Raw genomic sequence first — 20,215 nt, 5'->3', positions numbered from 1 at the left:
GCGGCTATTTAAGGCTTTTTCGTAGATTTATAATGTTAAATAAAAGAATATGTCACCAAGAATAAAAAGAATAGGATTAATGACCTCCGGGGGCGATTCCCCTGGAATGAATGCTGCCATACGAGCTGTAACCCGGGCCTGCGCATATTATCATGTGGAATGTTTTGGTTTTAAAAGAGGTTTCCAGGGAATGATAGAGAATGATTACCTGGAGCTAAATGCTCGTAGTGTACGAAATATCATTCAACTTGGGGGCACCATTTTGCAATCTGCACGTTCTAAAGAATTTTTAACTGAAGAAGGCCGGGCAAAAGCCGCAGCTAACATTAAAAAACTTGGCATAGACGCTATGATCCTTATCGGTGGGGATGGGACGTTTAGAGGTGGGCAGGCACTCTTTAGAGAACATGGTATTCCGGTTCTGGGAGTTCCCGGTACGATTGATAATGATATTTTTGGAACTCAATACACCATTGGCTACGATACCGCATTAAATACAGTTGTTCAGGCCATTGACAAAATAAGGGATACCGCAAGCTCTCACAATAGATTATTCTTTGTGGAGGTTATGGGCCGGGATGCGGGTTTTATCGCGCTTAACAGTGGAATTGGTGCCGGCGCGGAGGAAATTCTTATTCCTGAAGAAAATTTAGGCCTCGATAGATTATTAAATTCCCTTGAAAAAAGTAGGCGCTCTGGTAAGACCTCCAGTATCGTGGTAGTTTCAGAAGGGGACAAGATCGGGAAAAATGTATTTGAACTCGCAGATTATGTTAAGGAAAATCTTCCGTACTATGATGCTAAAGTAACCGTATTAGGCCATATCCAACGCGGGGGTAGTCCTACCTGTTTTGACAGGGTTCTGGCCAGCAGGATGTGCGTGAAAGCTGTGGAATTACTTCTGGACGGCGAGCATAATGTAATGGTGGGGATGATGAATAATCGAATAGAAGCCTGCGACCTGGATAAAGCTTTGAAAGACAAACCAACGATCAATAAGGAGTTACTAAGAATTTCAGATATACTTTCCACCTAAAATGAAGAAAAAAATTGCCATAATAGCCCATAATGGGAAGAAAGCTGAAATGGTGCAGTTTTTAAATGAAAACCGGGAAATCCTGCAATCCAAGGCAATCCATCTTATAGCCACGGGAACAACCGGTGCAAAAACCGAAACAGCCGGATTTGAAGTAGAAAAATTACTTTCCGGTCCCATAGGCGGGGATGCACAGATTGCCGCCAAAGTCGCAGAAGGGCAGATCCAAATGGTTATTTTCTTTCGGGACCCTATGGACAAACATCCTCACGAACCAGATATTTTTATGCTGATGCGTATTTGTGACGTCCACAATATTCCGCTGGCAACTAATCCGGCCACCGCTAAATTGCTAATTCAGGGAATTTAATTTGGTTTCCTTCTGGTTAGTATTTAGGATTTCACAGCGATAGCGCTTATCTCCACATTTACGAATTTTGGCAGGTTTGCCACTTCCACGGTCTCCCGGGCAGGGGCAGTCTCTGCATCAAAATACTTAGCATAAACCTCATTTATTTGGACGAAATTATTCATATCACTAATGAAAATGGAGGTTTTAATTACGTCTTCAAAACCTAAACCTGCTTCCTTAAGGATTGCTTTAAGATTTTCCATCACAAGGCTGGTTTCCCTTTTTAAATCTGAAATTTCCAGTTCACCGGTTTCAGGATTAATAGCTATTTGCCCCGATACAAAGAGCATATTCCCACTCATTACTGCCTGATTATATGGCCCAATAGGAGCCGGTGCATTTTTGGTTTTGATAATTCTTTTCATAATATTGATTTTTTAAAGCCGGCGGTCTGGTTCCCGTCGCTTATCATATTTAATATCGCTTAAGATAGATGATTTAATTCCTATAAAAAAGTACCACGAGCTGCGTTCACTAAAAGGTACCCAGTTAAAACTCATTCTCCAGCTATCAAGGTCCCGTTGAAATCGCAACTGGGTATACGTGAAACCCTGTTCCTTTAAATCGAACCCCGAAGAACCACCTACCTTCCATTTTGGGGAAATTTCTACGTCTCCCGAGAACATTATGGAATGAGAGGTGATCTCATTTTGCCTGGCATTGTTGTTATATGTCATCGTATAGGATAACCGGAGATCCCATGGTACCTTATAATTATACCATCTGTCGTCGCGATCATCACGGCTTTCATCTTCAAAATCATCTTCCTCATAAAACCGGCCGTCCATATCTGTGCCTTTTCCAAAGAGATCATCACGACGCCCACCATTTCTGTAAGTTTCATTTTCCAGCTCATCATCTTCCTCAGCATCCCCTTCAAAATCCTTATTAGAAAAGGAATACCCAAAACTTATATTGGCATTAGTAAACCGGAACAGACTCCCACCATTTTCAATATTCAACTTATCGATCCTTCGGTTGTTATTGTCTAACGCATATAAATCTATATTCCCGGCAACATTTATATCCAGTTTATTCCGAATAATAGGAATTCCTCCTCGGATCGAAATGGGGGATAGACGTAAGGAGTCTCCCGCTAGATTATATGAAGTACTTAAAGAAAAATTGTTAAGTAAGGTGATCTTTTCAGGCTCAGTTGCGGTGCTGTCTTTAGAGCGAACTTTAGCTTCCAGGGTATTGCTTAGGCTTAAACCAATGGAACTTGAAAACCTTCTTCCCGGTGCCCCGTAGAGCGTTCCCTGAAACCGGGAATAATCAACCATATTGGTTTCCAACGGATTTGCAGGATTAATACGCTCATAGCTATCGTAATACTGATCGAAGGCAGGATTAATATTATAACTTATACTAGGGCGCATAACGTGGCGTATAGCCTGTATCTTCTTGTCTTTTCCAAAGTTTTTTAAACCGTAAATTGTAGTCCCTATACTGCTACTAAAATTATAGGTTCGGTAAGAATCAAACTTATTAATGGTATCGATAACTTCTACATTCGCCACATCATCCCAGGAGCGCTCAAAGGTTTTAAAAACCCAGTTTTCGTTATAATTGGCATTCACACTTGCGCTTAAATATTTAAATACCTTAAAGTTGGTAGAAACCGGGATGGTATGCTTTGCACCAAAATTCATCCCCTCAAACATTTCTGGTTGAAAAAAGAGCGAATCGGTAGTCTGGATTTGATTTTCTCCTCTAAAATTATATTGTAAATTGATATTTTCGATGAATCCCTTTTTCGCGCCCGTTTTTGGGGCGAAGGGATATATTCTGGACATGCTTAACTGAGCGGTTGGCAAACTCATATTAATACTTTCCGTGTTGGTATTCTGGGAATGCCTTGCCGCAAGGCTTAAATTAACCTGAGGCTCTCCTTCAAAAGTCTTACTGTATGACACCGAAGAACTTAAAGTATTATTTAAGAAATTCCCTGTATTTCCTTGATTTACAGATTCTTTGTAATAGGTGCTACTCCCAAGGTTAACCGATGCAGAAAATCGTGAATTGGGATTTGCTTTTGCATCCTGATTGTGAGTCCACTGTATGTTGTACTGTGTCCTTTCAGCATAATCCGGAAAGCCACGTTCACTATCCAGCTGGTTCTCATACCTTAATCTGAAATTACCCCGGAATTTATATCGTTTTGCATAATTGGTTTCCGTGCTTAACTCATAGCTCCCGTTGGTATAATAGGCTCCCAGCACCATAAGGTCTGCATAATCGCTAATCGCAAAATAATAACCGCCATTTTGAAGAAAATAACCTCTCCTACTATCTCCAAAACTGGGAAGGATAAACCCTGAGGTTTCCTCCTCGGTCATAGGGAAATATCCAAAAGGCAATCCCAGAGGTGTAGGAACATCGGCGATGTACATATTTACCAGCCCTGAAACGATCTTTTTATCGGGAACGAATTTAATCCGCCGGGCATAGAAGAAATAATCGGGGTTTTCTACGTCTTCTGAAGTAGTAAACTTTACATTCTGCATAAAATAAACTGAATCATTTTCCCGCTTGGTAACTTCTCCCAATACATTAAAGGAAGCTTGCTGAGTCCTGGAATTATAAACCAGGGCTCTTTCGGTATCAAAATTAAAGCGAATTGAATCGGGTTCTACCGTTTGGTTTGCCTGGGTGAACACCGGTTTTTGTGAATATGCCCCCGTAGAGTCGGGGATACCATAGGCATAAACTTCATTCTTATTATTATCAATTACAATTAAACCAGCATTAATGATCAGGTCTTCATAAGTGATCTGGGCTTCATTATAAAGATACATTCTGTTTTCCTTCTGGCTAATCCGCATATAATCCTTCGCGGTATAAGTAACAACATCGGTGATAAGTTGATTTCCCTGTGGTTTTATTGTATCCTGAACTATAGCATCTCCAACAATGGTATCGAGTGATTTTATGCTTTGAGCAAGAGGAAGTGAATCTCCAACCGAAACCAGGGTATCACGCTGGGCTTCAATCTCAATTCCGTCTTGTTTCCCGATTTCCTGGGCTGCAATTATACCCGGAAAAAGAAAAAAAATAGAGCAAAAAAGTATATTAAGTATAGTTGGTTGCAATGCTTTAAGTGCTATTTTTGTACGGAATGGCTCGCTTTTTGCGAATTCAAAATTACATATATTTTTTCAGCTTGGATTTGAGATTTAAGGAAAAATAGTAATTAAAATATTCACCCCAAACTTTGCGTTACATATTTATGAGAACGAACTTACTTAAACTTTTCGTATTAATTTTTCTTCTGCCAGCATCTTACCTGTATGCTTATGAAACTGAGAAGCCACCACGAGATCGTTTTGTAGTTGTTTTGGATGCCGGTCACGGCGGAAAAGATCCCGGAAACCGGGGTAATGGATTTAAGGAAAAAGAAATTGCTTTAAACATTGTGTTGCAAGTAGGGAAGGCCCTTGAAAAACGAGGAGATATTGAAGTTATTTACACCCGTAAGAGCGACGTTTTTATCGAGCTTAAACAGAGAGCCAAAATTGCAAACGATGCTAACGCCGATCTTTTCGTTTCGGTTCACTTAAATGCTCATAATTCTCAGGCCTACGGCACCGAAACTTTCGTGCTGGGACTTCATAAATCTCAGGAAAACTTTGAGGTGGCTAAGAAGGAGAACTCTGTGATCTTCCTGGAGGAGGATTATGAAATAACCTATGGAGGTTTTGATCCCAATTCTCCTGAGTCCTATATAGGAATGGCTCTTATGCAGGAAGAGTATCTTAACCAAAGTATTCTCCTTGCCGATTTTATTCAGAAAAATTTCACCCATAAACTAAAACGTAAGAATCGTGGAGTAAAACAGGCCGGTTTTCTTGTATTAAAAAATGCGGTTATGCCCAGCGTATTAATCGAAACCGGATTTTTAACCAATAATCATGAAGGCCCTTATTTAAATAGCAGAAAAGGGCAGGATAATCTTTCAAATGCTATTGTTGATGCTATTATTAAGTATGCCGAAAACATTAATTTGAACACCCTGGAAAGTATTTCAGACCGGGAGTTTGGGATTGCTGAATCTTCAGATTATTATGAAGGTATTACCTTTAAAGTTCAATTGGCAGCAGGCAGCACTAAACTGGAAACAAAACCCTATAACTTCAAGGGGTTTAGGAATGTAACTCGAGAAAAAGAGGATAGGCTGTATAAATACTACTACGGAGACACCTCTAGTTACATGAGAATTCAGGAATTGCATAGAGAAGCAAAAGAGAAGGGATATCCTTCAAGTTTCATTGTTGCCTTTAAAGATGATAAAAAGATTACGGTTAATGAGGCGTTAAAATCTGAGGTCAATTAGAGTTATCTTTCTATTTTTATTTCTAAATTTGTGCATATCCAAAAAAAATAGCTCTTGAAATTTACACGTGAGGTAAAAACTGCCCTTTTAGCTATTACAGCTATCATTCTCCTGATATTTGGTTACAGTTTTCTGAAAGGAAAAAATCTTCTCGATTCGAGCAGGACCTTTTACGCCATGTATGATGATGTGGAGGGCTTGTCTCCTTCCTCGCCCGTGACTATAAACGGCCTCAAAGTAGGTCAGATCACTAATATTGATTTTGTAGACCAGTCTGGGTTGATCCGGGTAACATTTACCGTAGAAAATGATTTTCAATTCTCTAAATCCAGTATTGCCGAGGTATACGGAGGTAGTATCCTTGGCGGAAAATCACTGGCTATCATCCCTAATTATGATGATCCTGAGATGGCCGAATCCGGAGATATTTTAAAAAGCGAGGTGGAAGAGGGTATCATGGAATTGGTAAATGAAAAACTAGCCCCGCTCCAGGAAAAAATCGAAAGCTCCATTGTTAGCGCCGATTCTTTGCTAACCGCGTTAAACGAAATAATGGATGATAGTACCCGCAACAATATCAGAAGCACCTTTAAAGATCTGGGAGAAACGGCTCGCTCTTTTAAAGGAACGGCTTATGAACTGGAAGGCCTGGTAAAAAACAATTCATCTAAATTAGACAGGACTTTTACAAACCTGGATGAAATGTCTACCAACTTCAATAAATTCTCTGATACGTTATCAACAATGAATATAGGTAAGATCACCAATGATATTGAAAGTGTGGTCGCCGATTTTGAAAAGATTTCCAGTAACCTGACCAATGGCCAGGGAACTGCAGGAAAATTGCTTAATGACGATAAGGTATATGATAATCTTGACAGAGCAACAAAAGAGCTGGAACAATTATTACAAGATATAAAACTGAATCCTAAGCGATATGTTCACTTCTCTGTTTTTGGTAAAAAACCAGGACCTTATGAGCCGCCGCAGGATTCGTTAAAATAACCAACCTGTTATGCAAATCATTTCCCAAATTTTATTCCTATTGGCCCTGGTGGCCGGTATTTGGTTTTTTACCCGAAATGTAAAACGCCTGATCCGCAATATTAAATTAGGAAAAGTTATAGACCGCACCGACCGGTCTGGCGAACGCTGGGCCAAAATGTCCAGAATAGCATTGGGACAGAGTAAGATGGTAAAACGACCCATTGCCGGAATTCTTCATGTAATAGTATATGTTGGCTTTATTATCATCAATATTGAAGTTCTGGAGATCATTATTGATGGTCTTTTGGGTACCCACCGGATACTATCTTTTATGGGTGGATTCTATAACTTCCTTATCGGATCTTTTGAAATCCTGGCGCTGCTGGTTCTCATAGGAGTAATTATCTTCTGGACCCGAAGAAACATCAGCAATATTTACAGGTTTTTAAGCAGGGAATTAAAAGGATGGCCTAAAAATGACGCCAACTACATTCTTTATTTCGAAATGGTACTTATGCTCCTGTTTTTGGTGATGAATGCTACAGATTATCAGCTTCAGCTAAACGGTGCCGCACACTATTCGCAGGAAGCGGGTATTGTAGGGGCCTTCCCGGTGAGCCAGTTTTTACTCCCTATTTTTGACGGAATGAGCAATGCAAGCCTTATCATTATAGAAAGGGCTGCCTGGTGGCTTCATATTCTGGGAATTTTGATATTCCTGAACTATCTTTATTATTCCAAACATTTACATATACTTCTTGCTTTCCCTAATGTTTATTACTCAAAACTTCAGCCAAAAGGAGAAATGGATAACCTTGAAGCCGTGACCAACGAGGTGAAATTAATGATGGATCCCGATGCCGATCCTTTTGCCGGACCTGCGGAAGAGGAATCAGATGCTGAACCCGAAAAATTCGGGGCTTCAGATGTGATGGATCTCAATAGGGTGCAATTACTCAATGCCTATACCTGTACCGAATGTGGCAGATGTACTTCTGAGTGCCCTGCAAACCTAACAGGGAAGAAATTATCTCCCCGGAAAATTATGATGGATACCCGCGACCGGGTAGAAGAAATAGGAGAGATTATCAATAAAAATGGAAAATTCGAAGACGATGGCAAGCAATTGCTTGATGATTATATTCTTCGGGAGGAACTTTGGGCCTGTACCACCTGTAATGCCTGTGTAGAGGCCTGTCCTATTGGGATAGATCCACTTTCAATTATTCTTGATATGCGCCGGTATCTTGTTATGGAACAAAGCGCCGCTCCTAATGAATTAGGGATCGCGATGACAAATATTGAGAATAATGGAGCGCCCTGGCCCTATAACCAACAGGATCGCCTTAACTGGGCTAATGAGAATTAAGACTAATCAAGAAGAAAAATTTCTGAATAAAATTATACAATTATGGCAGAAGCACTAAAGGTACCTACAATGGCCGAATATATGGCGGAAGGCAAGAAACCCGAAGTCCTTTTTTGGGTGGGATGTGCCGGAAGTTTTGATGATCGTGCAAAAAAAATAACCAAAGCTTTTGTAAAACTACTACATAACGCCGGAGTGGATTTTGCGGTTTTGGGTACGGAAGAAAGCTGTACCGGAGATCCGGCAAAACGTGCCGGAAATGAATTTTTATTCCAAATGCAGGCTGCGACCAATATTGAAGTGCTTAATGGCTATGAAATAAAAAAGATAGTAACTGCCTGTCCTCATTGCTTTAATACTATCAAGAACGAATATCCCGCCCTGGGAGGAAACTACGAGATAGTGCACCACACCCAGTTTCTGAAATCACTCCTTGAAGAAGGTAGGTTAAAAGTTGAAGGAGGAAAATTTAAAGGTAAGCGCATCACTTTTCACGATCCTTGTTATTTGGGACGTGGAAATGGAGAATATGAAGCACCACGCGATTTACTTCGTAAACTCGAGGTAGAACTCATTGAGATGAAAAAATGCAAGAGCGAAGGCTTATGCTGTGGAGCAGGAGGCGGACAGATGTTCAAAGAACCTGAACCGGGTAATAAAGATGTAAATATCGAAAGAACCGAACAGGCTTTAGAAGTTCAACCAGAAGTTATCGCAGCAGGTTGTCCGTTTTGTAATACCATGATGACCGATGGCGTAAAAAGCAAAAATCAGGAAGACGACATTGCTGTAATGGACGTTGCCGAACTTATCGCTTCCGCTGAAGATTTATAGGGGATTTTAACACTAAAAACTGGTACTATATTTGAATTCCAACAGGGAAATCAATTAGTTTTGTGATCACCTAAATTTACATCAAATGTTAGTACCCTTTGAAAACCTGCCAGACTCTGCACGTGTTTGGGTTTATCAGGCCAACCGTTCTTTTACCCAGGAAGAATTAGAAGAAATAAAAGCCAGGTTAGATGAATTTCTAACCCAATGGACAGTGCACGGCTCCGGACTTAAAGCAGGTTACGATATTAAATATAAGCGTTTTATCACTATTGGACTTGACCAACAGGTTAATCCTGCCTCCGGTTGTTCGATAGATGCTTCCGTTGCTTTTATTCAACAACTTGAAAAAGACTACAATGTAGATCTTTTGGATAAGATGAACGTTTCTTACAAACAAGGAGAATTTGTAGCGTATAAGACCCTGATTGATTTCAGGAAAATGGCTAAAAACAAATCGGTTTCTCCAAATACTATTGTTTTTAACAACCTCGTAAATAATAAAGAAGAGTATTTGAATAACTGGGAGGTTCCTGCCTCTGAAAGTTGGCACAACAGATTTTTAAAATGATGAATTTTAAGGGGCAGATTCGTTTCCTGTTTTTATTTCTCATTTTTATTAGCTTTAATTCATTCGGACAGAACACACATCCTTTACTGGCTGATGATGCTGAAGCTCAGCGAAAATGGGTTGATAGCGTGTATGCGCAAATGAGCCTTGATGAGAAAATTGGCCAGTTATTTATGGTTGATGTATTCTCGAGTGCTTCAGAAAGAGAACTGAACAGGACCCGAAAGCTTATTAAAGAACATAAAATTGGCGGTCTCATTTTTTCTAAGGGAGGTCCGAAAAGACAAATCAGTATTCACAACGAATTTCAGGAGCTATCAGATTTTCCGCTCATTATTGGAATGGATGCCGAATGGGGTCTCTCTATGCGTCTTGATTCTACATTTGCCTTACCGTGGAATATGACACTAGGCGCGATTAAAGACAACAAACTAATTGAATCTGCCGGGGCAGCTATTGGCAGGCATAGTAAAAGAATGGGAGTGCATATAAACTTTGCGCCTGTGGTAGACATCAACACCAATCCCAATAATCCCATTATCGGGAACAGAAGTTTTGGGGAAGAAAAGGAAAATGTGGCTGAAAAATCTGTCGCTTTTATGAAAGGGATGCACAAGGAAGGCGTGCTTTCCAGCGCAAAGCATTTTCCCGGACACGGCGATACCGATTCAGATTCGCATAAAACGCTTCCCACAATAAGTTTTTCAGAAGAAAGAATTAAAGAGGTAGAACTTTATCCTTATTATGATTTAATCCGGGAAGGACTTTCCAGCGTGATGGTAGCTCATTTAAATGTTCCCCAACTTGAAAACCGGGAGAACCTGCCGTCTTCTTTAAGCAATAATATTATTTCTGATCTGCTCAAAGATCAAATGGGTTTTAACGGACTTATTTTTACCGATGCGCTTAATATGAAAGGAGCGGCAGATTATAAGACTATCGGAGAAATAGATCTTGCCGCTTTTCTCGCAGGAAATGATATTTTGCTAATGTCTAAAGATGTGCCTAAAGCCATAGAAACCATAACAAACGCCTATATAAAAGGAACCATCTCTGAACCCAGACTCGCTCATTCGGTAAAAAAGATCCTTTTGGCTAAATATAAGGTTGGTCTAAACAATTACAAGCCCGTACGGCCCGGGTACATCTACGAAGAATTAAAAACGGTTAGAGACAGTGCGCTTTTTGAATCCCTGGTAGAAAGTTCGCTCACCCTTCTTAAGAATAACAAAGCTGTTGTTCCGATTAAAAATCTTGAGAAAAAGAAGATAGCCTATGTGAATTTTGGAGATGCCGATGGCAGCGAATTTTTGGCGCAGATGCGAAAATATGCCAAGGTAGACTGGGTTAGTGCGACCACAATTTCAGGTTTGTTAAATAAACTGGAGGAATATAATTATGTAGTAATTGGTTTTCATAAACCTGATGTGAACCCCTGGGCAGGTTATAAATTCTCACCCAGGGAAATTGAATGGATTCACGAAATTTCCCGCAAAAACACCACCGTCCTAGGACTTTTTACCAGGCCATACGCATTGACACCCTTACCCACCCAAAATCTGGAGGGAATTTTAATTGGGTATCAAAACAATAAAATTGCCCAGCAAAAGCTGGCTCAGGTAATTTTTGGAGGGTTAGAGGCAAAGGGTTTACTACCCGTGAGCCTGGGAACTGAATATCCTGTAGGGACGGGTTTTCAGACCAAAGGTCTTAACCGGATGTCCTATGGAAAACCCGAAAATGTAGGGCTTAATTCCCATAAACTTCAAAAAATAGATAGCATTATTGAAGATGCCATCGATAAGGAAATGACCCCGGGTGCCCAGATTCTTGTGGCCAGAAAAGGAAAGGTTGTTTACCAGAAGAATTTCGGATATCATACTTACGAAAAAAATATTCCGGTTAGTGACACTTCGCTCTATGATCTGGCCTCTTTAACCAAGATTCTCGCAACCCTTCCGCTTATCATGCAACAGGAAGAAGAAGGGATTGTGAATTTTGACACTCGCCTGGATGAATTGCTTCCACTTTTTGAAGGCTCAAATAAGGGACATATCACACTTCAGGATATGCTTATGCATTATGCGGGGTTAAAAGCATGGTTGCCATTTTATGTGCCAACTATTGACAAAGTAACGCGAAAGCCCTCTACAGTTTATTATTCGAAAACACCATCAGCAGATTTCAATACTACTGTAGCCGAGGAAATGTTTATTCGTAATGATATGCAGGATACGATTCTGGATATTATAAAAGAAAGCAAACTGGAATCCCGGCAAAAGTACAAATACAGTGATCTTCCTTTTTATATGCTGAAGTATTATCTCGAGGCTTATTACCAGACCACTTTACACAGCATTACACAGGAAAACTTATATAAACCTTTAGGAGCAAATTATACAGGTTACCTTCCATTAACGAAATTCCAAAAGGAGCAGATAGTTCCTACCGAAAACGATAAACTCTGGCGCGGCCAGGTGGTTCATGGTTATGTTCATGATCAGGGCGCAGCAATGCAAGGTGGGATTGGTGGACACGCCGGTCTTTTCAGCACGGCAAACGATGTTGCTAAAATGATGCATGTTTTCCTTTATAATGGTGCCTATGGAGGTGAAAAATTCTTTAAAGAAGAAACTGTAGGAAAATTTAATACCTGTTATTATTGTGAAGAAGATGTAAGGCGGGGTGTTGGTTTCGACAAACCACAACTGCAAACTTCCGGTCCAACCTGTAATTGCGTTTCCATGTCTAGTTTTGGACATTCAGGATTTACCGGTACTTTTGCGTGGGCAGATCCTGAAGAAGAGATAGTATACGTGTTTTTGTCTAACAGGACCTTCCCCGATTCTAACAATAGAAAATTAATAAGGGAAGATGTACGATCAAAAATTCAGGGAGTAATCTATGATGCCATTGATTTTTAATGGATTACCAAAAGAATAAGTTAATATTTAAATAAAATTCTGATGAAAATAGGCATTGTTTGTTACCCTACTTTTGGTGGGAGTGGAGTAGTAGCCACCGAGTTAGGTCTTGAACTATCCAGGCGTGGTCACGAAGTTCATTTTATTACCTACAGCCAGCCGGTAAGGCTGGATCAGTTATCGAGTAATGTTAGATTTCATGAAGTCCACGTTCCCGAATATCCACTTTTTCATTATCAACCTTATGAACTTGCATTAAGTAGTAAACTGGTGAATATGGTAAAACTTCATGGAATTGAGCTTTTACATGTTCATTATGCCATTCCACATGCCTATGCGGGCTATATGGCCAAAAAAATGCTGGCTGAGGAAGGAATTGAACTTCCTATGGTAACAACCCTTCATGGTACTGATATCACCCTTGTGGGTAATCATCCATTCTATAAACCGGCTGTAACTTTTAGCATTAATAATAGTGATGTGGTTACTTCTGTCTCCGAGAGCCTAAGGACCGATACTTTGAATTTATTCGACATACGCAAAGAAATTGATGTAATTCCCAATTTTATAGACGTTACCAAATGTGATCGAATGTCTTTTACAGACTGCCAACGAGGCCTGATGGCAGGAGATGATGAAAAAATAATTACCCACATTAGTAATTTCCGGAAAGTGAAACGTATAGACGATGTAATAAAGGTCTTCTACGAAATTCAAAAGAAAATGAAAGCTAAACTAATGATGGTTGGTGAAGGCCCGGAAAAAGAAATGGCTGAAGAGATGGCTATTGATCTCGGAATTGAAGAAAAAGTGCTTTTCCTTGGGGAAAGTCATGAGATCCATAAAATACTGTGTTTTTCAGATCTGTTTCTATTACCTTCCAGAACCGAAAGTTTTGGATTGGTGGCCCTGGAGGCTATGGTGCATTCAGTTCCCGTGATCTCAACCAATACCGGTGGGCTTTCTGAAGTTAATAATGCAGGAGTTTCGGGATTTTTAAGCGATGTGGGCGATGTAGAAGATATGGCCAAAAATGCTTTGTATATCCTAAGCGATGAAAAGCGACTTAAGGAATTTAAAAGGGGGGCATTACGAACTGCCACTAAATTTGATATTAACAAAATTGTTCCTATGTACGAGGCAATCTATGAAAAAGCTTTAATCAAGAAATAACAAGAAACTAAAAAAGTGGAAGGTTTACTTCCACTTTTTTAGTTTTTAAAAAGATCAGTTTTTAGAACTGGTATCTTATCCCTAGCGCTATGTCCGGGGAAAATTGATCGACTACGTCGTAGTCATTAAAACCAAATTCAGGTCTGAAATCAAGCGATAATAATAACGGAATATCGAAGTTATATTCAATTCCTATATCTCCGGCAATGAATAAAAACGCACCATCGTTATGATCTTCATCGTTATCATCAATACTACCAACACCACCACCAAGGCCGGCATACCAGTTAAATCCGCCATCAATATTCCAAACCCACTGGTATAATCCCGTCACCTTAAAGGCATCATAATCACTATGGGTGCGCCAACCAAGATCTAATTCCAAACGATTGTTATCTCCAAGAGCTCTTTGGTAGGAAATTTCCGGACCAATTCCGCCTCCTCCACCAAGTCTTAATCCAAGTGCATTTTCAGAAATACTCTGTGCCTGAGTTTGGCTCATGAATGTAGCGCCAAAAGCAAATACAGCAATTAAAATCAATTTTTTCATGTTCATAGTTTTTAGATTCGTTGTGCAAATTTAATTGTTAAATAAGAATGTTAACGCCTTCCCAGCCCAATCTATTGTTAATATTCCATAAAAATCTGTTAAGTATTTTAGCTTATTTTACGTAATTTTAACGGCTTACTATGGAAAAAAAATTGCAACAGCTTTCGCAGGAAATTGATGGTCAGTTATATTACGACGAACTATGGCGGTCAATTTATGCTACCGATGCTTCTGTCTACCGGGAAATGCCCCTGGCCGTTTGTTACCCTAAAAACGAGCAGGACCTTAAACGACTTATCATTTTTGCCAGGGAAAACAAAACTTCCCTTATCCCCAGAACAGCAGGGACCTCCCTCGCCGGCCAATGTGTAGGTGATGGTATTGTAGTAGATGTTTCAAAACATTTTACCGATATAAAGGAGATAGATCCTCAGGAAAAGACAGCTAGGGTGCAACCCGGGGTCATAAGAGATGACCTGAATCGTGTTTTGACCGAACACGGCTTGTTTTTCGGACCAAATACTTCCACCTCCAATCGTTGTATGATTGGCGGAATGGTTGGAAATAATTCCAGCGGAACGACCTCCATAAAATATGGCACTACCCGTGACAAGGTAGTTTCTATGAAGGTTTTACTCAGCGATGGGAGTGAAGCCGAATTCAGAGAAATTTCTTCTGAAGAATTTCAGCAGAAGCTTAAGCTGGAAAATCTGGAAGGGGAGATATACAGAAAGATCTATGCTGAATTATCTCCTGCCGAAGCCAGAAAAGAGATCATTGAAAAATTTCCCCCTAGAGAATTACATCGTAGAAATACCGGTTATGCAGTTGATGAACTCATCTATTCTGAAGTCTTTTCAGAAACAACCGATCCAATTAACCTGTGCCGACTTTTAAGCGGAAGTGAAGGTACCCTTGCCTTCACCACCGAGATCACCCTGCAACTAGACGCCTTGCAGCCACCTAATACTGCGATGATCGCTGCACATTTTTCGAGTATAGATACCTGTATGCAGGCGGTAGTTCCCGCGATGGAACATTCGCTCTATACCTGCGAGATGATGGATAAGGTGATCCTGGATTGTACCAAACAGAACCTGAAGTATAAGGAGAACCGTTTTTTTATTGAAGGAGACCCACAGGCTATCCTTATGCTGGAAATGCGGGCAAATTCCCAGGAAGAGTTGCAAAAGCAAACCAAAGCCCTGCTGGAAACCCTTGAAAATTCAGGCTTGAGCTATGCTTTACCTGTACTTTTTGACGAACAGATAGAACTTGCCCTGGAATTGCGAAAGGCCGGACTGGGATTGCTGGGAAATATTATTGGAGACAAGAAAGCTGTAGCCTGTATTGAGGATACGGCGGTTGCCTTGCCACAACTGGCCGATTATATTTCGGAGTTTGGTAAGATTATGAAAAATTACGGTCAGGATGCGGTGTATTATGCCCACGCCGGGGCCGGGGAAATACATTTAAGACCTATTCTAAACCTTAAAAGATCTGAGGATGTAAAGTTGTTTCGGCAGATCACCGAGGATGTTGCAAAACTTGTAAAAAAGTATAACGGCTCCCTTAGCGGAGAGCACGGTGACGGTAGGGTAAGGGCAGAATTTATCGAGATGATGATCGGTCCAAAGAACTATCATCTTATTAAAAATATTAAGCTGGCCTTTGATTCTGAAAATATATTCAATCCCGGGAAAATAATCGATGCAGCGCCAATGGATACTTCTTTACGATATATACCGGATAGATCTGAGCCACAAATTGAAACCCTTATGGATTTTTCTGAATCCCATGGAATTCTCAGGCTTGCTGAAAAATGTAACGGTAGTGGAGACTGCAGAAAATCTTCTGAGGCCGGTGGAACTATGTGCCCCAGCTACAGGGCTACCAAAAATGAAAAGGATACAACCCGTGCCCGTGCTAATGCTTTAAGGGAATTCCTAACCAATTCAGAAAAACCAAATAAATTTGATAATAAAGAATTAAAAGAGGTTTTTGATCTCTGTATCAGTTGTAAAGGCTGTAAAAGTGAATGCCCTTCCAGCGTAGATGTGGCCGCTTTAAAAGCTGAATTCCTTTACCAGTATCAAAAGGAGAACGGAACTTCCCTGAGAAGTAAGGCTTTTGTCAATAATGGAAGAATGAACAAACTCGCTTCCAAAACTCCGGGATTTTCTAATTTCCTATTCAGCAACAAGTTCACAGCCGGAATTGCTAAGAAAGCAATGGGAATTGCATCGGAAAGAAGCCTGCCACAACTTTCAAAACAGAGCCTAAGCAGATTCTACCGTAAAAATAAAGATCGTTTAAAGGTGGAAAAACCTATAAAAACGGTTTATTTATTCAATGATGAATTCACTAATTATCTGGATGCTGAAATTGGTATCGATAGTTTGGAACTACTGAGTAAATTAGGTTACCAGGTAGAAATTGTGCAACATGAGGAAAGCGGGAGAAGCCATCTTTCAAAAGGTTTCCTTGAAGAAGCTAAGGATTTTGCCAATAAGAACATCAGCATCTTTAAATATCTCATAACTGATGAAAAACCTCTAATAGGAATTGAACCTTCAGCTATTTTAAGCTTCAGAGACGAATACCTAAGACTTGCTGACGATAAAGAGGCAGCAGAGGAACTGGCACAAAATTCTTTTATGATTGAAGAATTCCTGAAAAAAGAAATGGCACTTGGCAATATTAAACCAGGACAATTCTCTACAGAAGAAAAAACCATTAAAATTCACGGGCATTGCCATCAAAAATCCTTGTCCAATACGGCGGTTACCTTTGATATACTTAACCATCCTGAAAATTTCAAAGTAAGTATCATACCTTCGGGTTGTTGCGGTATGGCAGGTTCCTTTGGATATGAAAAAGAGCATTACGAAGTGAGTATGAACATTGGGGAACAAACTTTATTCCCAGCGGTGCGAAAAACTCCTGAAGAGACGATCATTTCAGCAAATGGGACGAGTTGTCGCCACCAGATTTTTGATGGCACAAAACGGATTGCAAAACATCCCATAACGATTTTAAGGGGAGCTTTAATTTAAAATTATTTGGTTAAGCCGCTAAATACAAGGGGAATTTGGAGAAATCAGAGAGTTTTTTTAATTAGTCTTAGATTTTTAAATATTGGCTTAAAAAATTACATTTGTTCAAAATCGAAAGCATGGCGGGAAATTCCTTTGGAAAATTATTTAAACTTACCACATTTGGGGAATCACACGGCCCGGCAATTGGAGGAATTTTAGACGGATGTCCTGCAGGACTCCAACTTGACCTGGAAGCTATTCAAACCGAATTAAACCGTAGAAAACCTGGACAGTCTGCCATAGTTACTCAAAGAAAGGAACCGGATACTGTAGAATTCCTTTCCGGGATTTTCGAAGGAAAAACCACGGGAACCCCTATAGGATTTATGATTCGTAATGCCAACCAGAAGTCAAAAGATTACTCACATATTAAAGATACCTATCGCCCTAGTCATGCCGATTATACCTATGATGAAAAATATGGATTTCGGGATTACAGGGGAGGAGGAAGGTCTTCGGCTCGGGAAACCGCTTCCCGGGTTGTGGCAGGTGCTATTGCCAAACAGCTCTTAAACAAAATTGATTTTTACGCTTATACAGCTTCAGTTGGGAATATTAAACTAGATAAAAGCCCGCATGAAATTGATTTCAGTCTTATTGAAAGCAATCCCGTACGCTGCCCCGACAAGGCTTCCGCAGCAAAAATGGAAGCCTATATTAAGGAAATAAGAAAAGCCGGGGATACGGTAGGAGGAACCGTGCAATGCGTTATTAAAAATGTTCCTAAAGGCTTGGGAGAACCAGTGTTTGATAAGCTTCACGCCGAGCTTGGAAAAGCGATGTTATCCATCAATGCTGTAAAAGGTTTTGAGTACGGTAGTGGTTTTGAAGGCACCAAAATGAAGGGAAGTGAACATAACGACCTCTTTAATTCTGATGGCAGTACTAAAACCAATTTGAGCGGAGGCGTGCAGGGCGGAATTTCTAACGGAATGGATATCTATTTTAATGTTGCTTTTAAACCTGTAGCGACAATCATGCAAAATCAGGAAACAATTAATGCTGAAGGTCAAACCGTGGAAATGCAGGGTAAAGGTCGCCACGATCCCTGTGTAGTTCCAAGAGCTGTACCTATTGTAGAGGCCATGGCCGCTTTGGTAATCGCTGATTTTTGGCTTCAAAATAAGATTTCTAAACTATAACCCAAATTTGAAATAGAACTATTATGAAGAAACTCGCACTGCACTGGCAGATTTTATTAGGAATGGCTGCCGGAGTTGTTTTCGCGCTAATCCTTACCAATTTTAGCTGGGGATCTGAATTTATTGGAGATTGGATAAAACCCTTTGGAACAATATTTATCAATGCCCTTAAGCTTATTGCAGTGCCACTTATTTTGGGTTCCCTGATAAAAGGAATTTCAGATCTTAAGGATATTTCCAAGCTTTCTAAGATGGGAGCTCGTACTATCGGGATTTATATTTTTACCACAATAGTTGCGGTGACTATAGGTTTAGGACTGGTCAATCTAATTAAACCCGGAAACGCCATTACCGCAGAAACCCAGCAGGATCTTATTACAAGTTATGAAGGAGATGCTTCGGGGGTTAAAGCCTCTGCAGATCAACAAAGGGAATCGGGACCATTACAAGCCTTAGTAGATATAGTCCCCGATAATATTTTTGCCGCAGCGGGTGATAATGCCAATATGTTGCAGGTAATTTTCTTCGCGATCTTCTTTGGGATCGGACTAATTCTTATTCCTGAAAAAACAGCCAAACCGGTAAAGGATTTCTTTGATGGTTTTAACGAAGTGATCCTAAAGATGATCGATCTCATAATGCTTGCAGCACCTTATGGTGTATTTGCACTTTTAGCAGCCCTGGTAGTAGAATCTCCAAGCACCGATCTTTTTGCTGCTCTTGCAATGTATGGAATAACCGTTTTAATTGGTTTGACCGTAATGATTGGATTTTATATTCTTTTGGTATGGATTGTAACTAAAAACAAACCATCATTCTTTGTTAATGGAATTGTACCCGCACAATTACTGGCTTTTTCAACCAGTTCGAGTGCTGCGACTTTACCGGTAACTATGGAAAGAGTAGAAGAGCATATGGGCGTGAGCAGGGAAGTTACCAGCTTTGTCCTGCCAATTGGAGCTACTATTAATATGGACGGAACCAGCCTTTACCAGGCAGTTGCAGCTGTTTTTATCGCACAGGCTTTTGGAATGGACTTAAGTGTTGGAGCTCAGCTCGGAATCATCGCTACGGCCACATTGGCATCTATTGGCTCGGCTGCTGTTCCCGGAGCGGGAATGGTAATGCTGGTAATAGTGCTTGCTCAGGCTGGAATTCCGGAAGCTGGGTTGGCGCTTATTTTTGCGGTAGACAGACCTTTGGATATGTGCAGAACTGTGGTAAACGTAACCGGTGATGCCGCTGTTTCTTTAATGGTCGCTAAGTCGGTTGACAAAATGGGGCCACCAAATGTGAAGGAATGGGATGATAATTATCATCCAGATACCAATGCCGAAGAAAAAGAATCAGAATTGGAGAAGAAAGAAAAAGCTTAATCCAGGAATTTAGACTTTAATTCAGGGGTTGGGATCATACAGCTCTCCTTCTTACCATACCATTTATAACGGTTATTGGCGATCAGGTTATAAATTCCATCTCTAAGGCTTTCGGGTATAAACCAAAAATATTGAAGCAAAGAAGCTCCACCGGAAAGGTCTTTCGAAATCTCCAGGGCTGCAGTAGATTTTCGGAAATAAGCAACTCCGGGTTCAATTAAAATTATAGAATCCAGGTCATCGGGATCCATTCCTCTTTCAGAAACCAGTTTTCTGCCAAGCTCACTTTGCAAAGAAGCAAACCTGAAAATATCTTTTTTATCGTGTTTTATAATATAGGTCACGGCGCCGTTGCAAAGATTACAAACCCCATCAAAAAGCACAATCTTTTTATCCTTTGGTATCTCCAT

16 protein-coding genes are annotated in these 20,215 nt (G+C 40.3%); 12 read left to right on the top strand and 4 right to left on the bottom strand.

Annotation, left to right across the window (positions count from 1 at the left end; translation table 11 throughout):
• Positions 1-49: 49 nt before the first annotated feature.
• The gene (gene pfkA, locus BM266_RS06070; protein ID WP_093407172.1) at positions 50-1,036 is read left to right on the top strand and encodes a 6-phosphofructokinase; all 987 of its coding nucleotides are present in this window, start codon (positions 50-52) and stop codon (positions 1,034-1,036) included.
• Position 1,037: 1 nt separating this feature from the next.
• A complete protein-coding gene (locus BM266_RS06065) occupies positions 1,038-1,406 on the top strand; it encodes a methylglyoxal synthase (protein ID WP_093407170.1) in 369 nt (122 codons plus the stop codon).
• 23 nt (positions 1,407-1,429) lie between these two features.
• Here the strand turns inward: BM266_RS06065 and BM266_RS06060 are convergent, their stop codons facing one another.
• A complete protein-coding gene (locus BM266_RS06060) occupies positions 1,430-1,813 on the bottom strand; it encodes a RidA family protein (protein WP_093407167.1) in 384 nt (127 codons plus the stop codon).
• Positions 1,814-1,825: 12 nt separating this feature from the next.
• Entirely contained in the window at positions 1,826-4,540 is a 2,715-nt protein-coding gene (locus BM266_RS06055; RefSeq protein ID WP_093407165.1) for a putative LPS assembly protein LptD, read from the bottom strand.
• A gap of 137 nt (positions 4,541-4,677) precedes the next feature.
• On the opposite strand from BM266_RS06055, the gene BM266_RS06050 reads away from it, so the two are divergent.
• From BM266_RS06050 to bshA, 7 genes are all read left to right on the top strand, one after another.
• Positions 4,678-5,781, top strand: coding sequence for an N-acetylmuramoyl-L-alanine amidase family protein (locus BM266_RS06050; protein ID WP_093407162.1), 1,104 nt, complete (start codon positions 4,678-4,680; stop codon positions 5,779-5,781).
• A gap of 54 nt (positions 5,782-5,835) precedes the next feature.
• On the top strand, positions 5,836-6,786 hold the full coding sequence (locus BM266_RS06045; protein ID WP_093407160.1) for an MlaD family protein: 951 nt from the start codon (positions 5,836-5,838) through the stop codon (positions 6,784-6,786).
• A gap of 10 nt (positions 6,787-6,796) precedes the next feature.
• Complete coding sequence (locus BM266_RS06040) at positions 6,797-8,137, top strand: 4Fe-4S dicluster domain-containing protein (RefSeq protein ID WP_093407157.1); 1,341 nt, start codon at positions 6,797-6,799, stop codon at positions 8,135-8,137.
• A gap of 42 nt (positions 8,138-8,179) precedes the next feature.
• Positions 8,180-8,971, top strand: a complete 792-nt coding sequence (locus BM266_RS06035) for a (Fe-S)-binding protein (RefSeq protein ID WP_093407154.1) — start codon at positions 8,180-8,182, stop codon at positions 8,969-8,971.
• 85 nt (positions 8,972-9,056) lie between these two features.
• On the top strand, positions 9,057-9,542 hold the full coding sequence (locus tag BM266_RS06030; protein WP_093407152.1) for an ABC transporter ATPase: 486 nt from the start codon (positions 9,057-9,059) through the stop codon (positions 9,540-9,542).
• Positions 9,542-12,466, top strand: a complete 2,925-nt coding sequence (locus BM266_RS06025; RefSeq protein WP_093407226.1) for a serine hydrolase domain-containing protein — start codon at positions 9,542-9,544, stop codon at positions 12,464-12,466. The genes BM266_RS06030 and BM266_RS06025 overlap by 1 nt, the downstream gene beginning before the upstream one ends.
• Before the next feature lie 42 nt (positions 12,467-12,508).
• Positions 12,509-13,639, top strand: coding sequence for an N-acetyl-alpha-D-glucosaminyl L-malate synthase BshA (gene bshA / locus BM266_RS06020; RefSeq protein WP_093407149.1), 1,131 nt, complete (start codon positions 12,509-12,511; stop codon positions 13,637-13,639).
• Positions 13,640-13,700: 61 nt separating this feature from the next.
• Here the strand turns inward: bshA and BM266_RS06015 are convergent, their stop codons facing one another.
• Positions 13,701-14,189, bottom strand: a complete 489-nt coding sequence (locus BM266_RS06015; protein WP_093407146.1) for a hypothetical protein — start codon at positions 14,187-14,189, stop codon at positions 13,701-13,703.
• A gap of 140 nt (positions 14,190-14,329) precedes the next feature.
• On the opposite strand from BM266_RS06015, the gene BM266_RS06010 reads away from it, so the two are divergent.
• The 3 genes from BM266_RS06010 to BM266_RS06000 all read left to right on the top strand — a co-directional run bounded on the left by BM266_RS06010 (position 14,330) and on the right by BM266_RS06000 (position 19,805).
• Positions 14,330-17,245 carry an FAD-binding and (Fe-S)-binding domain-containing protein gene (locus BM266_RS06010; protein ID WP_093407144.1) on the top strand — a complete coding sequence of 972 codons (2,916 nt, stop codon included), beginning with the start codon at positions 14,330-14,332 and terminating at the stop codon, positions 17,243-17,245.
• Between the two features lie 119 nt (positions 17,246-17,364).
• Complete coding sequence (gene aroC, locus BM266_RS06005) at positions 17,365-18,429, top strand: chorismate synthase (protein WP_093407141.1); 1,065 nt, start codon at positions 17,365-17,367, stop codon at positions 18,427-18,429.
• 23 nt (positions 18,430-18,452) lie between these two features.
• Complete coding sequence (locus BM266_RS06000) at positions 18,453-19,805, top strand: dicarboxylate/amino acid:cation symporter (RefSeq protein ID WP_093407138.1); 1,353 nt, start codon at positions 18,453-18,455, stop codon at positions 19,803-19,805.
• On the opposite strand, the gene BM266_RS05995 is transcribed toward BM266_RS06000, so the two are convergent.
• Complete coding sequence (locus BM266_RS05995) at positions 19,802-20,215, bottom strand: thiol-disulfide oxidoreductase DCC family protein (RefSeq protein ID WP_093407136.1); 414 nt, start codon at positions 20,213-20,215, stop codon at positions 19,802-19,804. The two genes, BM266_RS06000 and BM266_RS05995, sit on opposite strands and share 4 nt — an antisense overlap.

The organism is Salegentibacter flavus (assembly GCF_900115145.1).
In the GTDB taxonomy this organism is placed as follows: Bacteria; Bacteroidota; Bacteroidia; order Flavobacteriales; family Flavobacteriaceae; genus Salegentibacter; species Salegentibacter flavus.
The sequence above is the reverse complement of the archived record's forward strand: the minus strand, read 5'-3'. Positions and strand labels throughout refer to the sequence as shown.